The organism is Pseudomonas lini, from assembly GCF_030812475.1.
GTDB lineage: Bacteria > Pseudomonadota > Gammaproteobacteria > Pseudomonadales > Pseudomonadaceae > Aquipseudomonas > Aquipseudomonas lini_A.
In genome coordinates this window covers 142,205-163,171 of record NZ_JAUSSR010000003.1, presented here as the reverse complement: position 1 = coordinate 163,171, position 20,967 = coordinate 142,205, and the positions used below count along the sequence as shown (strand labels likewise).

22 protein-coding genes are annotated in these 20,967 nt (G+C 60.0%); 2 read left to right on the top strand and 20 right to left on the bottom strand.

Features of this window, described 5'->3' with window-relative positions:
• Nucleotides 1-3 precede the first annotated feature (3 nt).
• Nucleotides 4-825: a M23 family metallopeptidase gene (locus J2W17_RS07215; RefSeq protein WP_307331461.1), complete on the top strand. Its 822-nt coding sequence runs from the start codon at nt 4-6 to the stop codon at nt 823-825.
• Between the two features lie 154 nt (nt 826-979).
• On the opposite strand, the gene J2W17_RS07210 is transcribed toward J2W17_RS07215, so the two are convergent.
• Entirely contained in the window at nt 980-1,336 is a 357-nt protein-coding gene (locus J2W17_RS07210; protein WP_307331458.1) for a hypothetical protein, read from the bottom strand.
• Between the two features lie 397 nt (nt 1,337-1,733).
• On the opposite strand from J2W17_RS07210, the gene leuA reads away from it, so the two are divergent.
• Entirely contained in the window at nt 1,734-3,413 is a 1,680-nt protein-coding gene (gene leuA / locus J2W17_RS07205) for a 2-isopropylmalate synthase (protein WP_307331457.1), read from the top strand.
• 207 nt (nt 3,414-3,620) lie between these two features.
• Here the strand turns inward: leuA and J2W17_RS07200 are convergent, their stop codons facing one another.
• The 19 genes from J2W17_RS07200 to iscR form a co-directional block, all read right to left on the bottom strand.
• Nucleotides 3,621-4,412 (bottom strand): amidohydrolase, encoded by a 792-nt coding sequence (locus J2W17_RS07200; RefSeq protein ID WP_307331454.1) that lies wholly within the window; start codon nt 4,410-4,412, stop codon nt 3,621-3,623.
• On the bottom strand, nt 4,400-5,548 hold the full coding sequence (locus J2W17_RS07195; RefSeq protein WP_307331451.1) for a pyridoxal phosphate-dependent aminotransferase: 1,149 nt from the start codon (nt 5,546-5,548) through the stop codon (nt 4,400-4,402). The genes J2W17_RS07200 and J2W17_RS07195 overlap by 13 nt, the downstream gene beginning before the upstream one ends.
• A gap of 160 nt (nt 5,549-5,708) precedes the next feature.
• Entirely contained in the window at nt 5,709-7,178 is a 1,470-nt protein-coding gene (gene der, locus J2W17_RS07190) for a ribosome biogenesis GTPase Der (protein ID WP_307331448.1), read from the bottom strand.
• Nucleotides 7,179-7,414: 236 nt separating this feature from the next.
• Complete coding sequence (gene bamB / locus J2W17_RS07185; protein ID WP_307331445.1) at nt 7,415-8,566, bottom strand: outer membrane protein assembly factor BamB; 1,152 nt, start codon at nt 8,564-8,566, stop codon at nt 7,415-7,417.
• Nucleotides 8,559-9,200, bottom strand: coding sequence for a tetratricopeptide repeat protein (locus tag J2W17_RS07180; protein WP_307331442.1), 642 nt, complete (start codon nt 9,198-9,200; stop codon nt 8,559-8,561). The genes bamB and J2W17_RS07180 overlap by 8 nt, the downstream gene beginning before the upstream one ends.
• A 40-nt stretch (nt 9,201-9,240) precedes the next feature.
• Entirely contained in the window at nt 9,241-10,530 is a 1,290-nt protein-coding gene (gene hisS / locus J2W17_RS07175; protein ID WP_307331439.1) for a histidine--tRNA ligase, read from the bottom strand.
• Between the two features lie 37 nt (nt 10,531-10,567).
• Nucleotides 10,568-11,677, bottom strand: coding sequence for a flavodoxin-dependent (E)-4-hydroxy-3-methylbut-2-enyl-diphosphate synthase (gene ispG / locus J2W17_RS07170; RefSeq protein WP_149418278.1), 1,110 nt, complete (start codon nt 11,675-11,677; stop codon nt 10,568-10,570).
• 3 nt (nt 11,678-11,680) lie between these two features.
• Entirely contained in the window at nt 11,681-12,676 is a 996-nt protein-coding gene (locus J2W17_RS07165; RefSeq protein ID WP_307331434.1) for a RodZ domain-containing protein, read from the bottom strand.
• Complete coding sequence (pilW, locus tag J2W17_RS07160; RefSeq protein ID WP_307331431.1) at nt 12,676-13,434, bottom strand: type IV pilus biogenesis/stability protein PilW; 759 nt, start codon at nt 13,432-13,434, stop codon at nt 12,676-12,678. Before pilW ends, J2W17_RS07165 begins: the two co-directional genes overlap by 1 nt.
• Before the next feature lie 12 nt (nt 13,435-13,446).
• Nucleotides 13,447-14,595, bottom strand: a complete 1,149-nt coding sequence (rlmN, locus tag J2W17_RS07155; protein WP_046054692.1) for a 23S rRNA (adenine(2503)-C(2))-methyltransferase RlmN — start codon at nt 14,593-14,595, stop codon at nt 13,447-13,449.
• Between the two features lie 28 nt (nt 14,596-14,623).
• Entirely contained in the window at nt 14,624-15,049 is a 426-nt protein-coding gene (ndk, locus tag J2W17_RS07150; RefSeq protein ID WP_007964426.1) for a nucleoside-diphosphate kinase, read from the bottom strand.
• A 92-nt stretch (nt 15,050-15,141) separates the two neighbouring features.
• Nucleotides 15,142-15,342 carry a Fe-S cluster assembly protein IscX gene (gene iscX, locus J2W17_RS07145; RefSeq protein WP_047538086.1) on the bottom strand — a complete coding sequence of 67 codons (201 nt, stop codon included), beginning with the start codon at nt 15,340-15,342 and terminating at the stop codon, nt 15,142-15,144.
• A 14-nt stretch (nt 15,343-15,356) separates the two neighbouring features.
• On the bottom strand, nt 15,357-15,698 hold the full coding sequence (gene fdx / locus J2W17_RS07140) for an ISC system 2Fe-2S type ferredoxin (RefSeq protein WP_307331420.1): 342 nt from the start codon (nt 15,696-15,698) through the stop codon (nt 15,357-15,359).
• Nucleotides 15,698-17,563 (bottom strand): Fe-S protein assembly chaperone HscA, encoded by a 1,866-nt coding sequence (gene hscA / locus J2W17_RS07135; protein WP_307331418.1) that lies wholly within the window; start codon nt 17,561-17,563, stop codon nt 15,698-15,700. Before hscA ends, fdx begins: the two co-directional genes overlap by 1 nt.
• Nucleotides 17,564-17,614: 51 nt before the next feature.
• Entirely contained in the window at nt 17,615-18,136 is a 522-nt protein-coding gene (gene hscB, locus J2W17_RS07130) for a co-chaperone HscB (RefSeq protein ID WP_307331413.1), read from the bottom strand.
• An 8-nt stretch (nt 18,137-18,144) separates the two neighbouring features.
• Complete coding sequence (gene iscA / locus J2W17_RS07125) at nt 18,145-18,468, bottom strand: iron-sulfur cluster assembly protein IscA (protein ID WP_007903589.1); 324 nt, start codon at nt 18,466-18,468, stop codon at nt 18,145-18,147.
• A 34-nt stretch (nt 18,469-18,502) separates the two neighbouring features.
• Nucleotides 18,503-18,889 (bottom strand): Fe-S cluster assembly scaffold IscU, encoded by a 387-nt coding sequence (gene iscU / locus J2W17_RS07120; protein ID WP_028620148.1) that lies wholly within the window; start codon nt 18,887-18,889, stop codon nt 18,503-18,505.
• Between the two features lie 84 nt (nt 18,890-18,973).
• Nucleotides 18,974-20,188, bottom strand: coding sequence for an IscS subfamily cysteine desulfurase (locus tag J2W17_RS07115; protein WP_028620149.1), 1,215 nt, complete (start codon nt 20,186-20,188; stop codon nt 18,974-18,976).
• A gap of 50 nt (nt 20,189-20,238) precedes the next feature.
• Nucleotides 20,239-20,730, bottom strand: coding sequence for a Fe-S cluster assembly transcriptional regulator IscR (gene iscR / locus J2W17_RS07110; RefSeq protein WP_064679565.1), 492 nt, complete (start codon nt 20,728-20,730; stop codon nt 20,239-20,241).
• Between the last annotated feature and the right edge of the window lie 237 nt (nt 20,731-20,967).

Below are 20,967 nucleotides of genomic sequence, written 5' to 3'. Positions count from 1 at the left end.
TTCATGCCGCGCTTACTCGCTCCACTGCTGTTGCTGTGCCTGGCCTTCAATGCCCATGCCGACAGTTACATCACCCGCCTGTTGAACAAACCAGTGCCGGGGGGCGTGGCTGTCGTGGATCTGGGCGCCGCCGCCACGGCGCCGAAAGCCAGCTATCAGGGCAAACCGGTGTTGGTGATCAAGGAACAGAACAATTGGCTGGCGATTGTCGGCGTGCCATTAACGGTCAAACCGGGCACGCAGCAAGTCAGCAGTGGCGTCCGTAGTTTGAATTTCACCGTTGGCAGCAAGAAATACCCGGAACAGCGGATAACCCTGAAGAACAAGCAGCAGGTCAATCCGGACCCGGAGAATCTCAAGCGCATCGAGGGCGAGCTAGCCGAGCAGATCCAGGCCTATCGCAGTTTCAGTCCGAATACCCCGAGCAACCTGTTGCTGGACAAACCGGTCAACGGGCCGTTGTCGAGCAAGTTTGGCGTGCGGCGGTTCTTTAATGGTGAAGAGCGCAACCCCCATGCGGGCCTGGATTTCGCGGTGCCGGCAGGTACACCGATCAAGACCCCGGCGGCGGGCAAGGTGATTCTGGTCGGCAACTACTTCTTTAATGGCAGCACGGTGTTTGTCGATCATGGGCAGGGCTTTATCAGCATGTTCTGCCATATGTCGAAGATTGATGTGAAGGTTGGGCAGCAGCTGGCCCGCGGTGGGGTGGTCGGGAAAGTCGGGGCCACCGGGCGGGCGACCGGGCCGCATATGCACTGGAATGTCAGCCTGAATGATGCGCGGGTGGATCCGGCGATCTTCATTGGTGCATTTCAGCCCTGAATCTTCGGTGAGCTGACGGCCCCTTCGCTGGCAAGCCAGCTCCTACAGTGATCGATGGTGTACATAGAAATCAAGTTCACCCGATCACTGTAGGAGCTGGCTTGCCAGCGAAGGCGGCATCACAGGCGCAAACGTAACCACAGAAATAAACCGCCTATTCCGCCTCCAGATCCTCAATCCCATGAATTTCCCTGTGCGCCAGACACTCCTTGATCCACGCCCGGGTTTCCTCCGAGAAGCCCGCCAGTTCTTCAGATGTGATCAACTCATGGGTACACAACCCCAGCAAATGAGCGGGCGCCTCACTGCGTGAGTGACTGAAAACATCAAACGCCCAATACAGTTCCTGCTGACCCGCCTTCAACCTCTCCTCACTGGCTTCGATACGCTCATAAGGTGCCAGGCTTTTATCCAGCACCGTTCGCTCGACCTCTTCCATGATCCGGATACACATCCGCTCATGGGCCACCGGACGCAGTGCGCCATATAGCTTCCAATCCGATTCGTTCATTGCCGACCCCGTGCTTGCCAAGTCGCCTGATTGAGGCTTTAAGCATAGCTGCGTCAACCGAGGCAAGGGGGCCAACTTTCAATTGCGCATCGCTGTAACCTTGCGCAAACATAAACACTATCTCTGTAAATAACCGCAATAAAATATCGACAATCCTTACTTTACGAGTATTTATCTCAATTTTTTTCGACCGCTTGCCATCCTTTCTCGCCGCGGTTAGGGTTGAAGGCATGAAAACCTCTCACACCCTCATTCAGCGTCGCCAGCACCGCAGCCTGTGCCTCGTCAGTGCACGACTGCCGGGCTGAATCGCGGTGCCTCGCCCCACGCTTTTCCCAAGAACATTTTGATCCACCGGCAGGCCGCCTCTTTTCGGCCCACACAATAAGGATTTTCCATGAGCATGCTCAAAGACCCGTCTTCGAAATACCGCGCGTTCCCGACCATCGACATCCCGGACCGCACCTGGCCGTCGAAGACCATCACCGCCGCGCCGATCTGGTGCAGTTCCGACCTGCGTGACGGTAACCAGTCGCTGATCGAGCCGATGGACGCGACCAAGAAGCTGCGTTTCTGGAAAACCCTGGTGCAAGTGGGCGTGAAAGAAATCGAAGCCTCGTTCCCGGCTGCTTCGCAGACTGACTTCGACTTCGTGCGCACCCTGATCGAAGGCGGCCACATCCCGGACGACACCACAATCCAGGTGCTGACCCAGGGCCGTGAAGACCTGATCGAGCGCACCTTCGAATCCTTGCGCGGGGCGAAGAAAGCCATCGTGCACCTGTACAACGCGACCTCCCCTTCCTTCCGCCGCATCGTCTTCAACCAGGACAAGGACGGGATCAAGGAAATCGCCGTCAGCGCGGCCAAGCTGTTCGTCAAATACGCCGCCCGGCAGCCGGAAACCGAGTGGACTTTCGAGTACTCGCCGGAAACCTTCAGCGCCACCGAACTGGAGTTCGCCAAGGAAGTGTGCGACGCGGTGATCGAGGTCTGGAACCCGACGCCCGAGCACAAGATGATCCTCAACCTGCCGGCCACCGTCGAATGCGCGACCCCGAACATCTATGCCGACCAGATCGAATGGTTTGGCCGCCACATCAATCGTCGTGACAGCGTGATCATCAGCCTGCACACCCACAACGACCGTGGCACCGGCGTAGCCGCCACCGAACTGGGCCTGATGGCCGGCGCCGACCGTGTCGAAGGCTGCCTGTTCGGCAACGGCGAGCGCACCGGTAACGTCGACCTGGTGACCGTGGCCCTGAACCTTTACACCCAGGGCGTGCACCCTGAGCTGGACTTCTCCGACATCGACGGCGTGCGCAAGGTCGTCGAAGAGTGCAACCAGATCCAGGTGCACCCGCGTCACCCGTACGTCGGCGACCTGGTGCATACCGCGTTCTCCGGCTCGCACCAGGATGCGATCCGCAAGGGCTTTGCCCAGCAGAAACCAGACGCGCTGTGGGAAGTGCCGTACTTGCCGATCGATCCGGCCGACATCGGCCGCAGCTACGAGGCGGTGATCCGCGTCAACAGCCAGTCGGGCAAGGGCGGTATCGCTTACCTGCTGGAACAGGAATACGGCATCAGCTTGCCGCGTCGCATGCAGATCGAGTTCAGCCAGGTCGTGCAGCGTGAGACCGATCGTCTGGGCCTGGAAATGACCGCCAAGCAGATCCACTCGCTGTTGATCAGCGAATACCTGCAAGCCAACACCCCGTACGCGTTGGTCAGCCATCGCCTGCAGGAAGAAAACGGCAACAGCGCGGTCGAAGTGGAAGTCGCCAGCAAAGGCCAGGGCGAAACCAACCTGCACTGGCGCGGCAAGGGTAATGGCGCCCTGGAGGCGTTGGTGGCCGGACTGCCCGTCCCGGTGGAAATCATGGACTACAACGAACACGCGATCGGCGCGGGTACCAATGCCAAGGCCGCGGCCTACATTGAATTGCGAGTGAACGGTGAGCGTGCGGTGCATGGTGTGGGGATCGATGAGAACATCACCACGGCCAGCTTCAAGGCGCTGTTCAGTGCGCTGAACCGCTCGCTGAGCCAGCCGGAGGCGAAAGCGGCGTAAGCCCTTCGCTGAAATGCAAAAGGCCCCTTGGTGAGAACCTTGGGGCCTTTTTGTTTGCCTGCCTGTTTTTGTGTTGTCCGTGCCGGCCTCTTCGCGAGCAGGCTCGCTCCCACAGTGGATTATTGGCGTACACAAAATCTGTGTTCACAATGATCAACTGTGGGAGCGAGCCTGCTCGCGAAGAGGCCGGCTCAGGCAGCGAAGATCTCAGGTAAACTCGAATGTATCGGCATCCAGATTCGCCGGAAACCGCGTCCGGTAGGCTTGCAGATCCGCAGCATTCAGCACCACCTGAAACACCCCATCCGCCTCCCCCGCACTCAGCAACGTCTCACCCTGGAAATCCAGCACCTGGCTGTCACCGGTATACGCAAAGCCCTTGCCATCAGTTCCCACGCGATTCACCGCCGCCACATAGCACAGGTTTTCGATCGCCCGGGCTGGCAGCAACCGGTTCCAGTGCTGACGCCGCGCCCCCGGCCAGTTGGCGGTGTACAGCAGCAGGTCGGTGTCCTGGGCATCGCGACTCCACACCGGAAATCGCAGGTCGTAGCAAATCAGCGGCCGGATGCGCCACCCCTTGAGCTCGAACTGCACCTGGCGCTCGCCGGGGGTGAAGTGGTTGTGCTCGCCGGCCATGCGGAACAGATGGCGCTTGTCGTAGTGCAACACCTCGCCATCCGGTCGCGCCCACAACAGGCGATTGCGGTGGCTGCCGTCGGCGGCCTGGACGATGAGGGTGCCGGTAATCACCGCATCGAGTTTCGCCGCCTGCACGCGCAACCATTTGCTGGTCGGACCGTTCTCAGGTTCGGCGAGTGTTTCCGATTCCATGGAGAAACCGGTGGTGAACATTTCCGGCAGGATGATCAGGTCGGCACCGCGGGCCTGTTCCAGCAAGGGCGCGAAATGCTCCAGGTTGGCCTGGCGGTCGTGCCAGGCCAGGGTGGTCTGGATCAGGGCGATGTTCAGATTGGGCAGTGCACTCAGATCACGCATAATTTTTCCGCTGCTTCACGCAGGGTCTCCTCGCGTTTGGCGAAGCACAGGCGCACCAGGCGCTGGCCGACCGGTGGCGTCTGGTAGAACACCGAGATCGGGATGCTCGCCACGCCATGCTCGCGGGTCATCCACAGTGCCATCTCGACGTCATTGAGGTCCGGGCGGATCTGCGAGTAATCGACCAGCTGGAAGTAGGTGCCGGCCACGCGGGTGAAGCTGAAGCGCGACGGCGTCAGCAGATCGCAGAACAGATCACGCTTGGCCTGATAAAAACCCGGCAGTTCGTCCACATGTTCCGGGTGATCGGCCATGTAATCGGCCAAGGCGTATTGCAACGGCGTCACGCCGCAGAAACTGACGTACTGGTGCACCTTGCGCAGTTCAGCGGTGAGGGCTGACGGTGCGACCACATAGCCGGTTTTCCAGCCGGTGACGTGATAGGTCTTACCGAAGGAGCTGACCACGAATGCACGCTGATACAGCTCTTCATGGGCCAGCACGCTGGCGTGGGGCACGCCGTCGAACACCAGGTGTTCATAGACTTCGTCGCTGACCACATAGATGTCACGGTCGCGGATCAAGCTCGCCAGCTCATCCAGTTCGGCATGGCTGATCAATGCCCCGCTGGGGTTGTGCGGGGTATTGAGGATAATCATCCGCGTGCGCGGTGTAATGGCTTGCGCGAGCTTCTGGAAGTCGATGGAGAAGTCTTTCAGGCCCAGCTGCACATGTACGCAACGACCACCGGCCAACTCCACCGAAGGCTCGTAGCTGTCGTAGGCCGGATCGAACACGATCACTTCGTCGCCGCGGTGGATAACCGCCTGAATGGCGCAGAAAATCGCCTGGGTCGCGCCGGGAGTGACCGTCACTTCCTCGTCGGCATCGACGTCGACGCCATAGCTGCGGGCGATCTTCGCCGCAATCTGTTGACGCAACACCGGCAGGCCGGTCATCGGTGAATACTGGTTGTGGCCACTGGCGATATGCCGGCCGACCGCCTCGCGCAGGGCCTGCGGGCCGTCGAAATCGGGGAATCCCTGGGACAGGTTCAGCGCCCCGGTCTGTGCCGCGAGCTGAGACATTTGCGTGAAGATAGTGATGCCGACATTCGGCAGCTTGCTGGTGATCATCGGTGGCCCCCTGCAGATGAGTTGCAAGTTTCAAGCTGCAAGCTGCAAGTGGTCAAGCAGCAAACCATCAGACACAAAAAAGGGCCCCTGACAGGACCCTTCATTGCTTTAACTTGAAGCTTGCAGCTTGCAGCTTGCAGCTTGAAACTTAACGCTGCTTCTATTTCTTATCGCGGCGCTTTTTGTCGGCCTTCTTGTGGTGCGACATCATCCGGCGCTTCTTGTTGACCTGGCGATCGGTGAGTGAAGTCTTCTTGCCTTCGTACGGGTTCTCGCCGCCCTTGAACTCGATGCGGATCGGCGTACCGACCAGCTTCAAGACTCGACGGTAAGTGTTTTCCAGATAACGGACGTACGACTTCGGTACTTTCTCGATCTGATTACCGTGGATCACGATGATCGGCGGGTTCGCACCACCCAGGTGGGCATAACGCAGCTTGATCCGGCGGTTGTTGACCATCGGTGGCGCGTGCTCGCCGACCGCATCTTCGAGGATCTGGGTCAGGCGGTTGGTCGGCCAGCGGGTGACCGCGGACTTGAACGAGTTCTGTACCGAAGCATACAGGTTGCCCACGCCAGTGCCGTGCAGCGCCGAGATGAAGTGGATGTCGGCGTAGTCGACGAAGAACAACCGCCGTTGCAGCTCGACCTTGACGAAGTCGCGTTCGCTTGGGGTCATGCCATCCCATTTGTTGATCGCGATGACCAGCGCGCGGCCCGACTCAATGGCAAAGCCCAACAGGTTGAGGTCGTGATCGACCACGCCTTCGCGGGCGTCCATCACGAAGATCACCACGTTGGCGTCTTTGATCGCCTGCAGCGTCTTGACCACGGAGAATTTTTCAACTTCTTCGTGGATCTTGCCGCGCTTGCGCACACCGGCGGTGTCGATCAGCGTGTACTTCTCGTCGTTACGCTCGAACGGGATGTAGATACTGTCGCGGGTGGTGCCGGGCTGGTCATAGACGATGACCCGGTCTTCACCGAGCATGCGGTTGACCAGGGTCGACTTGCCGACGTTCGGACGGCCGATGATGGCGATCTTGATCCCGTCTTTTTCGCTCGGGCCAGGAATGCGCTTGGCTTCCTCACCTTCGGCAACGATCTCTTCTTCGCCGTCTTCCGGCTCTTCTTCGTCTTTCGGGAAGTCGCTCAGGGCGATTTCCAGCATCTGGGTGATGCCACGACCATGGGCGCCGGCGATCGGGATCGCGTGGCCCATGCCCAACGGGGCAAATTCGGCGCGGGCCATTTCCGGGTCGATGTTGTCGACCTTGTTGGCAACCACGTAGGAGCGTTTGTTACGTTTGCGCAAATGCTCGGCGATCATCTGGTCGGCGGCGGTGAAACCGGCCTTGGCATCTACCAGGAATAGAACGACATCCGCTTCTTCAATGGCCAGCAGCGACTGCTCGGCCATTTTTTCGTCCATACCGTGCTCGTCACCGGAGATACCGCCGGTGTCGACCAGAATGTAGGAACGCCCTTGCCACTTGGCCTCACCGTACTGGCGATCACGGGTCAGACCGGACAAGTCGCCGACGATGGCGTCACGAGTCCTGGTCAGGCGGTTGAACAAGGTGGACTTGCCGACGTTCGGTCGGCCCACCAGGGCGATTACGGGAACCATGCGGCTCTCCACTTCGTTATTTCAGAAAATACAAAAGCCGCTGCGAGGCAGCGGCTGGTGCTCGGGGCAATCACCATGGGGCTTTTTGTGGGAGCGAGCTTGCTCGCGATAAACGCATAGGCACCGCGTTCATCCAGGATGCAAACGTAATCGTTGACGTCCTTCGCGAGCAAGCTCGCTCCCACATTAATACCCACAAGTGAAGCCGCTTGGGGGTTAAACCCCAAGCATAGTTGTTACTTAATGGACAGGGCTTCCAGTTTGCCGCTGTTGCCATACACATAAATCATGTCACCCACCACCAGCGGACGGGCGCGCAGGCCGTCGCTGTCGATGCGTTCGCGGCCGACGAAACGACCGTCCACCTGACTCAGCAGGTGCAGGTAACCTTCCAGGTCACCGACTGCCACGTAGCTGGAGAACACCTCTGGCGCCGACAGTTGACGGCGAGCCAGCGAATCGTTGCTCCACAAGGCTGTGGTGGAACGTTCGTCGATGCCTTCAACGGTACCCGAAGACAGGCTCACGTAGACGCTGCCAAAACCCTGGGCGACACCGGCATAGCTGGAAGCATCACGCTGCCAGAGCTGACGACCGCTATCCAGGTCCAGTGCCGCAACGCGACCCTGGTAGCTGGCGACATACAGCGTACTGCCGGACAACAGCAGGCCACCGTCGATATCGACCACACGCTCCAGTTCCGAACGCCCTTGTGGAATTGCTACACGCTGTTCCCACACCGGCACGCCGTTGGAAATATCCAGAGCGACCACTTTACCAGTCGACAGGCCAGCCACCGCGAGGCGGTTGGTGACGATCGGTGCACTGGTGCCGCGCAGGGTCAGGACCGCTGGCGTGCTGTCATATAACCAGCGCTGGGTGCCGGTAGCGGCATCCAGGCCGATCAGGCGGTCGTCCTGAGTCTGGACCACCACCACGTCGCCGTTGTTGGCTGGCGGCGCGAGCACTTCACTGGACACGCGTGCGCGCCATTTCTCTTCGCCGCTGCTGGCGTCCAGGGCAACGATTTCACCCTTGAGCGTACCGATCGTGAGCAACCCGTAAGCCACGCCAACGGCGCCGGAAACAGGCAGGTCCAGATCCTTCTCCCATTTGACGTCGCCATTGTTGCGATCCAGCGCCATCACCTCACCGGTGACGTCGGCAGCATAGATGGTATCGCCATCGATCGCTGGAACCAGCATGTTGTAGGTTTCGCCCTGACCGTCACCGATCGAACGACTCCACTGCTTTTGCAGAACCACCTCTTCCTTGAAATCGGTCAATTCGGCCGGTGGCAGTTCTTTCTTGCTGTTGCTGCTGCAACCCGCGGCCAGTACGGCCAGAGCCAGCAATGCTGCATGTTTCCAACGAATCACGTCACGCATCCCCTTTGGCCAGGTCGTCCAGCTTGATTTGTAGGCCGCCTACCGCCGCTTCATCCGACAGTGCCGCCTTGGCTTTTTGATACGCCGCGTTTGCTTCATCGGTACGACCCAACTGCACCAGCAGGTCGCCCTTGAGTTCCTCGCGAGTGGCCAGGAACGCGGTATCGGCATCGCCTTCGAGCAGTTTCAGGGCTTCATCGGCCTTGTCCTGCGCAGCCAGCACCTGCGCCATGCGCTGACGGGCGATTTCGCCCAGCGCAGGGTTGGCCGGTTTGGCGACGATGGCTTTCAGCTCGCTGGCAGCGTCATCCAGCTTGCCGCTGTCGACCGCGACTTTCGCCACGAACAGGCTGCCGTACTGCGCGTAGGCGCTGCCGCCGAACTCACTGTTGAGCTTGCCGGCCAGGTCCGAAACACGGGCGGCATCGGGCTTGCCGCTTGGCGTCAGTGTGGTTTCCAGCAACTGCTGGTAGAGAATCGAGGCGCCTTGCGACTGATTGCTCTGATATTTCTGCCAGGCCTGCCAGCCGAACACGATGACCAGCGCCAGGAGGCCACCAGTAACCAGGGGCTTGCCGTTGCGTGTCCACCAGTCCTTCAAATCCGCCAGCTGTTCGTCTTCGGTACTCGACACCCCAATACTCCTTAATCGCTAAATCGGCTGTTTGACAGCTTCAACCCTGCACGATGCAGGTGGCCAGGTGTGCAGCAAGCGCATCCCAGGCAATGCTTTGTTGTTCGCCCTGGCCACGCAGGGGTTTGAAACCTACCACTTGCCGGGCCATTTCGTCGTCGCCGAGGATCAGCGCATAGAGTGCACCGCTCTTGTCGGCTTTCTTGAACTGGCTTTTGAAACTGCCGGCGCCGGCATTGACCTGCAGGCGCAGGTTGGGCAATTGGTCGCGCACCCGCTCCGCCAGAGCCAGACCGGCCAGTTCGGCTGCTTCGCCGAACGCGCACAGATAAACATCGACCTGACGGGAAATCTCTTCCGGGATCTGCTCCAGGGTTTCGAGCATCAGCACCAGGCGCTCGATGCCCATGGCGAAACCGACGCCCGGGGTCGGCTTGCCGCCCATCTGCTCGACCAGGCCGTCGTAGCGACCACCGGCACACACGGTGCCCTGGGCGCCCAGCTTGTCGGTGACCCATTCGAAAACGGTCTTGCTGTAGTAATCCAGCCCGCGCACCAGCTTCGGGTTGATCACGTAGGGAATGCCGACCGCATCGAGGCGCGCCTTGAGGCCCTCGAAGTGCAGGCGGGATTCATCGTCGAGGTAGTCGGCCATTTTCGGCGCGTCGGCCAGGATCGCCTGGGTATCGGCGTTCTTGGTGTCCAGCACCCGCAACGGGTTGGTCTTCAAGCGGCGCTGGCTGTCTTCGTCCAGCTTGTCCAGGTGCTCGGACAGGAACGCGACCAGCGCTTCGCGATAACGGCCGCGGGATTCGCTGGTGCCCAGGCTGTTGAGTTCGAGCTTGACCGCATCACGGATGCCCAGCTCGCCCCACAGACGCCAGGTCAGCACGATCAGCTCGGCGTCGATGTCCGGACCCTCGAGGTTGAACACCTCCAGGCCGATCTGGTGGAACTGGCGATAACGGCCTTTCTGCGGACGTTCGTGGCGGAACATCGGGCCGACGTACCAGAGTTTCTGCACCTGGCCGCCGCCGGTGATGCCATGTTCGAGCACCGCGCGCACACAGGCCGCCGTGCCTTCGGGACGCAGGGTCAGGGAGTCGCCGTTGCGGTCGTCGAAGGTGTACATCTCTTTTTCGACGATGTCGGTCACTTCACCGATGGAGCGTTTGAACAGCTCGGTGAACTCGACGATCGGCATGCGGATCTGCTTGTAACCGTAGTTATCCAGCAGACGCGCGACGGTGCCCTCGAAATGACGCCACAGGGGAGTCTGTTCGGGCAGGATATCGTTCATGCCACGGATGGCTTGCAGGGACTTGCTCACTTTAAATCCTTAAATTCGTTCGGCGCTTCAGTCGGGCTTAGCCACGCGCGATAACGGCAGCGTCGGCTTCGACCTTTTCGGCCGCTTTCTGGCGGATCAAGCGTTCAAGCTCATCCACCAGATTGTCATTCGTCAATTTCTGCGACGGCTTGCCGTCGATGTAGATCAGGTTCGGCGTGCCGCCGGTCAAGCCGATATGGGCTTCCTTGGCTTCGCCCGGCCCGTTGACCACGCAACCGATGACCGCGACATCCAGCGGCACCAGCAGGTCTTCGAGGCGCCCTTCCAGCTCGTTCATGGTCTTGACCACATCGAAGTTCTGCCGCGAGCAGCTCGGGCAGGCGATGAAGTTGATGCCACGGGAACGCAGGTGCAGGGATTTGAGAATGTCGTAGCCGACTTTCACTTCCTCGACCGGGTCGGCCGCCAACGAGATGCGGATAGTATCGCCAATCCCTTCGGCAAGCAGCATACCGAGCCCCACGGCGGATTTCACCGTGCCTGAACGCAAACCACCGGCTTCGGTGATGCCCAGGTGCAGCGGCTGGACGATTTCCTTGGCCAGCAAGCGGTAGGCAGCCACGGCCATGAACACGTCGGACGCCTTCACGCTGACCTTGAAGTCCTTGAAGTTCAGGCGCTCGAGGTGCTCGACGTGGCGCAAGGCGGACTCGACCAGTGCGGCCGGGGTCGGCTCGCCGTATTTCTTTTGCAGGTCTTTTTCCAGGGAACCGGCGTTGACGCCGATGCGGATCGGAATCCCGCGATCACGGGCAGCATCGACCACGGCGCGCACCCGGTCTTCGCGACCGATGTTGCCCGGGTTGATCCGCAGGCAATCAACGCCCAGTTCGGCGACGCGCAAAGCGATCTTGTAGTCGAAGTGGATGTCGGCCACCAGGGGCACCTTGACCAGCTGCTTGATCTTGCCGAACGCTTCGGCGGCATCCATATCCGGTACGGAAATCCGCACGATATCGACGCCGGCGGCTTCCAGGCGGTTGATCTGGGCCACGGTGGCGGCCACGTCATTGGTGTCGCTGTTGGTCATGCTCTGCACAGCGATAGGTGCATCGCCGCCCACAGGCACGTTACCGACCCAGATCTTGCGGGATTCGCGACGTTTGATTGGAGATTCGCCGTGCATGACTTATTGACCCAACTTCAGGCGAGCAGTCTCGCCACTGGTGAACGGAGCGGCATCGACCACCTGCCCGTTGTAACTGACCTGCGCGCCGCGGGCAAAGCCCAGGCGCACGGTGAACGGCGGCTTGCCACTGACGGAAACGTTTTCGCCTTTGCGCTTGAGACCACTCAACAGCACCTTGCCGGTACCGTCGGTGACTTGCGTCCAGCAATCGGCGGTGTAACGCAGTTGAACCTGGCCCTGGCCGGCCACCGGAGGCGCCGCGGCGGGCGCTGGAACGGTCGGCGCCACCGGAGCGGTCACCACCGGTGCCGGTACCGCGGGAACAGCCGGCGCCGGCGTTGCCGGCGTCGCGACAACCGGTGCAGCAGGCGCCTGGGCAGCGGGTGCGCTGGCTTCAGGGGCGATCGAGGTGTCAGCCGACGTCTCGGCCTGGGGCAAGGCGAGCGCGGTGGCGCCTTCAGCCTGGCCCTGCGCGACGGCCTGGTCTTCCGGCTCGTCCAGCGGGTGAATCTGGGTCGTGCCGTCGGCGCCTTCGACTTCCACGTGTTCCGGGCTCAGCGTGACCGGCTCCTTGGTGCGCGAGGACGTCTGGTCCTGCCACCAGATGAATCCGCCACCGATCACCGCGATCAGCAACAGCAGGCTGACAATCCGCAAAATGGTGTGGGACACCCGAACCGGCTCTTCGATACGACCCAGGCTGTGGACGGCGCTGCCCTGGGAATCGGTGCCGGTGGAATGGTCGAACTGTTGCACCAGCACGGTTTGATCCATGCCCAGCAATTTGGCGTAGGCGCGGATGTAACCGCGGGCGAAGGTATGCCCCGGCAGCTTGTCGAACGCGCCGGCTTCCAGATTGCCCAGGGAATTGACGGTGAGGTTGAGCTTGAGGGCCACTTCGGCCAGCGACCAGCCATTGCTTTCGCGAGCCTGGCGCAATGTCTCACCGGGATTAACGCGATTCGCTGCTACAACTTCGGGATGCGCCGCTTTCATCATTGCTCCGACAGGTATTGCTGATATTCCGGCGTACCGGGATAGAGTCGTTTTAGTTGCAGGCCAAAACTGGCAGCCTTGTCGCGATCTTCGAACACTTTCGCCAGCCGGACGCCGAGCAACAGACTACGTGCATTTTGCTCGGTGAGCTGGCTGAAACGGTCGTAATACTCACGCGCGGGCACATAATGCCTGTCTTCGTAAGACAACTCAGCCATTTCCAGCAAGGCACGTGGCTGTTGACGATTCAAGCGCAGGGCTTTTTCCAGTTGTTGCTGGGCCAGGTCACGCTGCCCCAGCTTGGAAGCGGTCATGCCCAGGTTCTCGAAGACTCGCGAACGCTCAGGATACAGGGTATCGGCGGCGGCCTGCTCGAAGCGTTCGTAAGCCTCTTTGTAACGTTTCTGTTCGAAAAGAAAACTGCCGTAGTTGTTGAGGATTCGCGCATCGTCGGCACGGCCAGACAGCGCCTTGCGAAAATGCTGGTCGGCCAGTTCCGGCTCCATCTCGGCCTGGAACACCAGCCCCAGCGCCGCGTTGGCGTCGGGGTCCGAGCTGTCCAGTTCCAATGCCTTCTTCAATGGCACCTTGGCGCGCTCGGTCATGCCCTGTTGCAGGTAGCCGAGCCCCAATTGCACGTAGGCGACCCGCGCTTCATCGCGGCCCTTGCTGGTCTTCATCGGGTTGAAATCGCCCGACAGGACACAACCAGTACACAGACTGGCCACCAGCAACAGCAGCGCCAAGCGCAGGGACATAGAGATCCTCTCTTAATTATTGTTCGCAGCGTTCTGTGCAATATCGTTTTCGGCGCTCAACTCGCGCACGGCGATATAACGTTCGCTACGACGGGTGCGATCCAGCACCTGCCCTACCAATTGGCCACACGCGGCATCGATGTCTTCGCCGCGGGTGGTGCGCACGGTGACATTGAAGCCGGCATGATGAAGCTGATCCTGGAAACGACGAATCGCGTTATTGCTCGGACGCTCGTAACCGGAATGCGGGAACGGGTTGAACGGAATCAGGTTGATCTTGCACGGGATGTTCTTGAGCAGCTCGATCATTTCGACCGCGTGCTCGACCTTGTCGTTGATGTCCTTGAGCAAGGTGTACTCGATGGTCAGCACGCGCTTTTCGCCCAGGGACGACATGTAGCGCTGGCACGACTCGAGCAGCATCTTCAGCGGATACTTCTTGTTGATCGGCACCAACTGGTTACGCAATGCGTCATTCGGTGCGTGCAGGGACAACGCCAGGGACACGTCGATGTGCTTGGACAGCTCATCGATCATCGGCACCACGCCCGACGTGGACAGGGTCACGCGGCGCTTGGAGATCCCGTAGCCCAGGTCGTCCATCATCAGGTGCATGGCGGCCACGACGTTGTCGAAGTTCAGCAGCGGCTCACCCATGCCCATCATCACCACGTTGGTGATGGCACGGTCGGCGGTCGCCGGGATGCTGCCGAACGATTTATTTGCAATCCACACCTGCCCGATGACTTCGGCGGCGGTGAGGTTGCTGTTGAAGCCTTGCTTGCCGGTGGAGCAGAAACTGCAATCCAGGGCACAGCCTGCCTGGGACGAAACGCACAACGTACCGCGTTTGCCCTGGGGAATGTACACGGTCTCGACGCAGCTGCCGGACGCCACGCGCACCACCCACTTACGGGTGCCGTCGGTGGAGATGTCCTCGCTGACGACTTCGGGGCCGCGAACTTCGGCAATGACCTTGAGCTTGTCGCGCAAGGCCTTGCTGACGTTCGTCATGGCGTCGAAATCATCGACGCCAAGGTGGTGAATCCATTTCATTACCTGACCGGCACGGAAACGCTTCTCCCCGATCGAGTCGAAGAATTTTTCCATTTCCTGTTGAGTCAGACCCAGCAGGTTGGTTTTTACAGTCGATGTAGTCATGGATTCACCTTCACTCTCAAGCCAATGCTTAGCGAGTGGTTACTTCAGTAGCTGCGAAGAAGTACGAGATTTCGCGAGCAGCAGCGGCTTCGGAGTCCGAACCGTGTACAGCGTTGGCGTCGATCGATTCAGCGAAGTCAGCACGGATGGTGCCGGCAGCTGCTTCTTTAGGGTTGGTAGCGCCCATCAGCTCACGGTTCAGAGCGATAGCGTTTTCGCCTTCCAGAACCTGAACGACAACCGGACCGGAGATCATGAACGCAACCAGGTCGCCGAAGAAACCGCGCTCTTTGTGCTCAGCGTAGAAGCCTTCGGCTTCGGCTTTGGACAGTTGCTTCAGTTTCGAAGCTACAACGCGCAGGCCTGCTTTTTCGAAACGAGTGGTGATCTCGCCGATAACGTTTTTAGCAACTGCGTCAGGCTTGATGATGGAGAAAGTACGTTGAACAGCCATGGTGTAACTCCAGAAACGGTAATTTGTGAAAAATTAAACCCGCGAATTATACGCGGGTTCTTGGGTATTGCCTAACTGCATACGGTGCAGAATCAATCTGCTTCTTCGATCCAGGCGGCCTGAATGGCTTCAAGCACCTTCTCGCCACCGCGGGTCGGATCATCGCTGAACTCCGGCAATGCCAGCACCCATTTGTGCAGATCGACGAAGTTCACGTAACGCGGGTCCACTTCCGGCCTGGATTCAGCCAGCTGGATCGCGATTTCCAGCACATCAACCCATTTCAGACTCATGTCGGTTCCTTGAATCAGTGCGGCGCTTCGGCCGCATGGTTGAGCGAATATTTCGGAATTTCAACGGTCAGGTCTTCAGTCCCGACGATCGCCTGACAGCCTAGACGCGATTGCGGCTCCAGACCCCAGGCCCGATCAAGAAAGTCTTCTTCCAGCTCATCGGCCTCTTCCAGCGAGTCGAAACCCTCGCGGATGATGCAGTGGCAGGTGGTGCAGGCGCAGACGCCGCCACAGGCGCTTTCCATCTCGATATGGTGTTCGTGGGCCAGTTCGAGGATGGACGTACCGGTCTCGGCCTCCACAACCATGCCCTCAGGGCAAAACTTCTCGTGTGGCAGAAAAATGACCTGCGGCATCAGATATCCTCGATTTCATTCAGATTGCGCCCCGATAGAGCGGCTTTCACCGTCAAATCCATACGGCGGGCGGCAAAAGCATCGGTCACTTGCGACAGACGCTTGGTCTGCTGCTCGATGGCGTGACCATCGGTGCCCTTCATCAGTTCGGTCAGTTCCTGCATCTGCAACTCGATGACCATGCGCTCTTCGGCGTCGAGCAGACGGTCGCCGTCGACATCGAGGGCAGCCTGCACCGCTTCGATCAGGCGCTGGGCATCGACCTGCTGCTCACGCAGCACACGGGCGACCTTGTCGTCGTTGGCGTGCTGGAACGAATCCTTGAGCATCTTGGCAATTTCGCCATCGGTCAGGCCGTAGGACGGCTTGACCTGAATGCTGGCCTCGACACCCGAACCCAGTTCACGGGCAGACACGCTGAGCAGACCGTCGGCATCGACCTGGAAGGTCACGCGAATCTTCGCCGCACCGGCGACCATCGCCGGAATGCCGCGCAATTCGAAGCGCGCCAGGGAGCGACAGTCGCTGATCAGCTCGCGCTCGCCCTGCAACACGTGGATCGCCATGGCCGACTGGCCGTCTTTGTAAGTGGTGAAGTCCTGGGCGCGGGCGACGGGGATGGTGGTGTTGCGCGGAATCACCTTCTCCATCAGGCCGCCCATGGTTTCCAGCCCCAGGGACAACGGGATCACGTCAAGCAGCAGCAATTCGCCGCCATCACGCTTGTTGCCGGCGAGGGTATCGGCCTGGATCGCGGCGCCAATGGCCACCACTTGATCCGGATCGATTTCGGTCAGCGGTTGGCGACCGAAGGCTTCAGCGACTGCATCGCGAACGCGAGGTACGCGGGTCGAGCCGCCGACCATGACCACCGCATGCACTTCTTCCAGTTCGATACCGGAATCGCGCACGGCGCGACGGCAGGCCTTCAGGCTGCGAGCAACCATCGGCTCGATCAGCGCATTGAAGGCCTCGCGGGTCAATTCGGCTTGCCAGTCGCCATACGTCACTTCAACGGACGAGGCGTTAGTCAGGGCTTCCTTGGCCGCACAGGCGGTTTGCAACAGATTGCGCTGCACGCCCGGGTCCAGGTCATCCGACAGGCCAGCGCCCTCGATGATCCAGCGAGCGATCGCGTGGTCGAAATCATCGCCGCCCAGGGCGCTGTCGCCACCGGTAGCCAGGACTTCGAAAACACCGCCGGTCAGGCGCAGGATGGAAATATCGAAGGTGCCGCCGCCCAAGTCATAAATCGCCACCAGGCCTTCGGCATGCTGGTCCAGGCCATAAGCCACGGCGGCGGCGGTCGGCTCGTTGAGCAGGCGCAGCACGTTCAGGCCGGCCAGCTTGGCCGCGTCCTTGGTGGCTTGACGCTGGGCATCGTCGAAATAGGCCGGGACGGTGATCACCGCGCCGACCAGTTCGCCACCCAGCGCCGCCTCGGCGCGCTGACGCAGCACCTTGAGGATATCGGCGGAGACTTCGACCGGGCTTTTCGGGCCTTGCACGGTGTCGATGAACGGCATGTGCGACTCGCCGCCGACAAAGCGGTACGGCAACTGGTCGCCCAGCTGCTTGACGTCGGACAGACCACGACCCATCAAGCGCTTGACCGACAGCACGGTATTCAAGGGATCGGTGGCGGCAGCCAGCTTTGCCGACTCGCCCACTTCGACGCGATCAGCGTGGTAGCGCACGGCAGACGGCAGGATGACCCGCCCATCTGCGTCGGCCAGAGGCTCGGAAAGACCACTGCGCAATGCAGCGACCAGCGAATTGGTAGTGCCCAAGTCGATCCCCACAGCCAGGCGACGCTGGTGCGGTTGAGGACTTTGGCCGGGTTCGGCGATCTGCAGTAGGGCCATCGTTATCAGGACTTATCTGTATATCAGGCGTGCGACCGGAGCGGCACTGGGTTAATCGTCGAGGCGCTCTTCCAGCTGGCGCACTTCGTAGGTGAGCTTGTCGAGGAACTGCATGCGCCGCATCAGGCGTTCGGCCTGCTCACGTTGCACTGCATCATTCCAACAGGCTGCGAAGCTTTGGTTCAGTTCATCCTGAGCGGTTTTCAGGCGACGCTTGAACGCTGCAATACCGGCCATGTCGGCGCTGTCTTGCAGGTCTTCGAGCTCTTCGCGCAACTCCATCTGCTGCAGAAGAAACTCCGGATCATGCACCGTGACCTCCAGCGGCAGCTCGCCACCGTTCAACGCGAGCAGGTATCGCGCGCGTTTGGGGGGGCTCTTGAGCGTCTGGTAGGCCTCGTTGAGGCTCGCGGATTGCTCTAGCGCCAGCCGCTGCTCACGCTCGGAAGCGTCGGCAAAGCGGTCCGGATGAACACCGCGCGCCAACTCACGGTAGCGCGTGGCCAGCTGATCGAGGTCCAGGTTGAAACTCGGTTGCAGCTCAAATAAAGCGAAATGACAAGGAGTACCCACAAGAAGCCTCAGATATTGAAGCTTTCGCCGCAGCCACATTCACCGCGCACGTTGGGGTTGTTGAACTTGAAGCCTTCGTTCAACCCTTCCTTGACGAAATCGAGCTCAGTGCCGTCCAGGTAGGCCAGGCTTTTAGGGTCGATGATCACTTTCTCGCCGTGACTTTCGAACACCTGATCCTCTGCAACCACCTCGTCGACGAACTCCAGCACGTAGGCAAGGCCGGAACAGCCTGTGGTGCGAACACCCAGACGTATCCCTTCACCTTTGCCGCGCCCGTTGAGGGAGCGTCGCACGTGTTGAGCTGCCGCTTCTGTCATGCTGATAGCCATCGGTGACTCCTTACTCGTCGCCAAAACCTGAAAGTCAGATCAAGCCTTTCTTCTGCTTGTAGTCGCGAACGGCCGCCTTGATGGCGTCTTCGGCAAGTACGGAGCAGTGAATTTTCACTGGCGGCAAGGCCAGTTCTTCAGCCAGCTGAGTGTTCTTGATGGTCTCTGCTTCATCCAGAGTCTTGCCTTTCATCCACTCGGTCGCCAGGGAGCTGGAGGCGATCGCCGAACCGCAACCATAGGTCTTGAACTTGGCATCTTCGATGATGCCGGCTTCGTTGACCTTGATTTGCAGGCGCATCACGTCGCCGCACGCCGGAGCGCCGACCATGCCGGTGCCGACATCAGGATCTTCCGCGTCCATCTTGCCGACGTTGCGCGGGTTTTCGTAGTGGTCGATGACCTTTTCGCTGTAAGCCATGATTCTTAATCCTCACTCATCAGAGAGTCGCTCTTGAAACCCTGCTCCCGAAGGTTGGCAGGGCTGTTTTGCGGCGACTTGAAATCAGTGTGCCGCCCACTCGATTTTCGAAATGTCGACACCGTCTTTGTACATGTCCCACAGCGGCGACAGGGTGCGCAGCTTGGTAACGGCCTCGCAGACTTTCTGCGCGGCGTAGTCGATTTCTTCTTCGGTGGTGAAACGGCCGAAGGTGAAACGAATCGAGCTGTGTGCCAGTTCGTCGTTGCGGCCCAGGGCGCGCAGTACGTACGAAGGCTCAAGGGAAGCCGAGGTGCAGGCCGAACCGGACGAAACCGCCAGGTCCTTGAGCGCCATGATCAGCGACTCGCCTTCAACGTAGTTGAAACTCAGGTTCAGGTTGTGCGGTACGCGGGCGGTCATGCTGCCGTTGACGTACAGCTCTTCCAGGTCTTCGACCTGCTTGAAGAAGCGGTCGCTCAAGGCTTTGATCCGCACGTTCTCGGCAGCCATGTCTTCCTTGGCTACACGGAAGGCTTCGCCCATGCCGACGATCTGGTGGGTCGCCAGGGTGCCGGAACGCATGCCACGTTCGTGACCGCCGCCATGCATGGTCGCTTCGATGCGAACACGCGGCTTGCGACTGACGTAGAGCGCGCCGATGCCTTTAGGACCGTAGGTCTTGTGGGCGGAGAAAGACATCATGTCGACTTTCAGCTTCTGCAGGTCGATCTCGACCTTGCCGGTGGACTGAGCGGCGTCGACGTGGAACAGGATGCCCTTGGAGCGGCACAGTTCGCCGATCGCTTCGATGTCGTTGATGGTGCCGATTTCGTTGTTCACGTGCATGACCGAAACCAGGATGGTGTCGTCGCGCAGCGCAGCCTCGATCATTTCAGGCGTAACCAGGCCGTCGGTGCGAGGCTCGAGGTAGGTCACTTCGAAGCCTTCACGCTCCAGTTGGCGCATGGTGTCCAGGACAGCCTTGTGCTCGATCTTGGTGGTGATCAGGTGCTTGCCTTTGGTGGCGTAGAAATGCGCCGCACCCTTGATTGCCAGGTTGTCGGATTCGGTGGCACCGGAAGTCCAGACGATTTCACGCGGGTCGGCATTGACCAGGTCAGCGACCTGGCGACGAGCGTTTTCGACGGATTCTTCAGCTTTCCAGCCGAACACGTGGGAACGGGACGCCGGGTTACCGAAGTTTCCGTCGACCAGCAGGCATTCACTCATCTTTTGCGCGACACGCGGATCAACCGGGGTGGTCGCAGAGTAATCAAGGTAAATCGGCAATTTCATGGACTATCTCCTAAATCAGGCTGGCTGGCGTTCCGCTAGCTCTTTGGCTGTCATTCGACGGCGGACGCTTCAATCTTGTCCAGGCGTGGCACCTTGCTGTTGCAACGGCGCTGATCCTGACGCTGGGCTACTTCTTGTACCTCACGGCGAGTGACAAGGTCAGCCAAGCTGATACCGCTCAGAAACTCGTGAATCTGCAGACTCAGGTCGCACCACAAATGGTGGGTCAGGCAGGTATCGCCGTGATGGCAATCGCCCTGGCCCTGGCACTTGGTGGCATCGACCGATTCGTTCACCGCATCGATCACCTGGGCGACCTGGATGCCCTGCATGTCGCGCGACAGCTGGTAGCCGCCGCCCGGACCGCGGACGCTGGACACCAGATTGCTGCGACGCAGCTTGGCGAACAGCTGTTCGAGGTAGGACAGGGAGATGCCTTGGCGCTCGGAGATATCGGCCAGGGACACCGGCCCGTGCTGCGCGTGCAACGCCAGGTCAAGCATGGCGGTCACGGCGTATCGGCCTTTTGTAGTCAGTCGCATGGACAATTACCACGGAGTTCAGAATGGGGCGAGTATGCAATTCCCGAGTATTTAAGTCAACTATAAGACCTAGCATTTTACTCAGGTTTACCCGCAAAAGAGCGGCAGCATCATAGCAAAGGCTGGCGGCGTACAGCCAGTAGCACCGCGTTATCGTTCTTCGCGAGCAAGCCCGCCCCCACATTGAACCGCGCCCGCCTGGACAACTCGGTCAACTGTGAGACAACTCGGTCAACT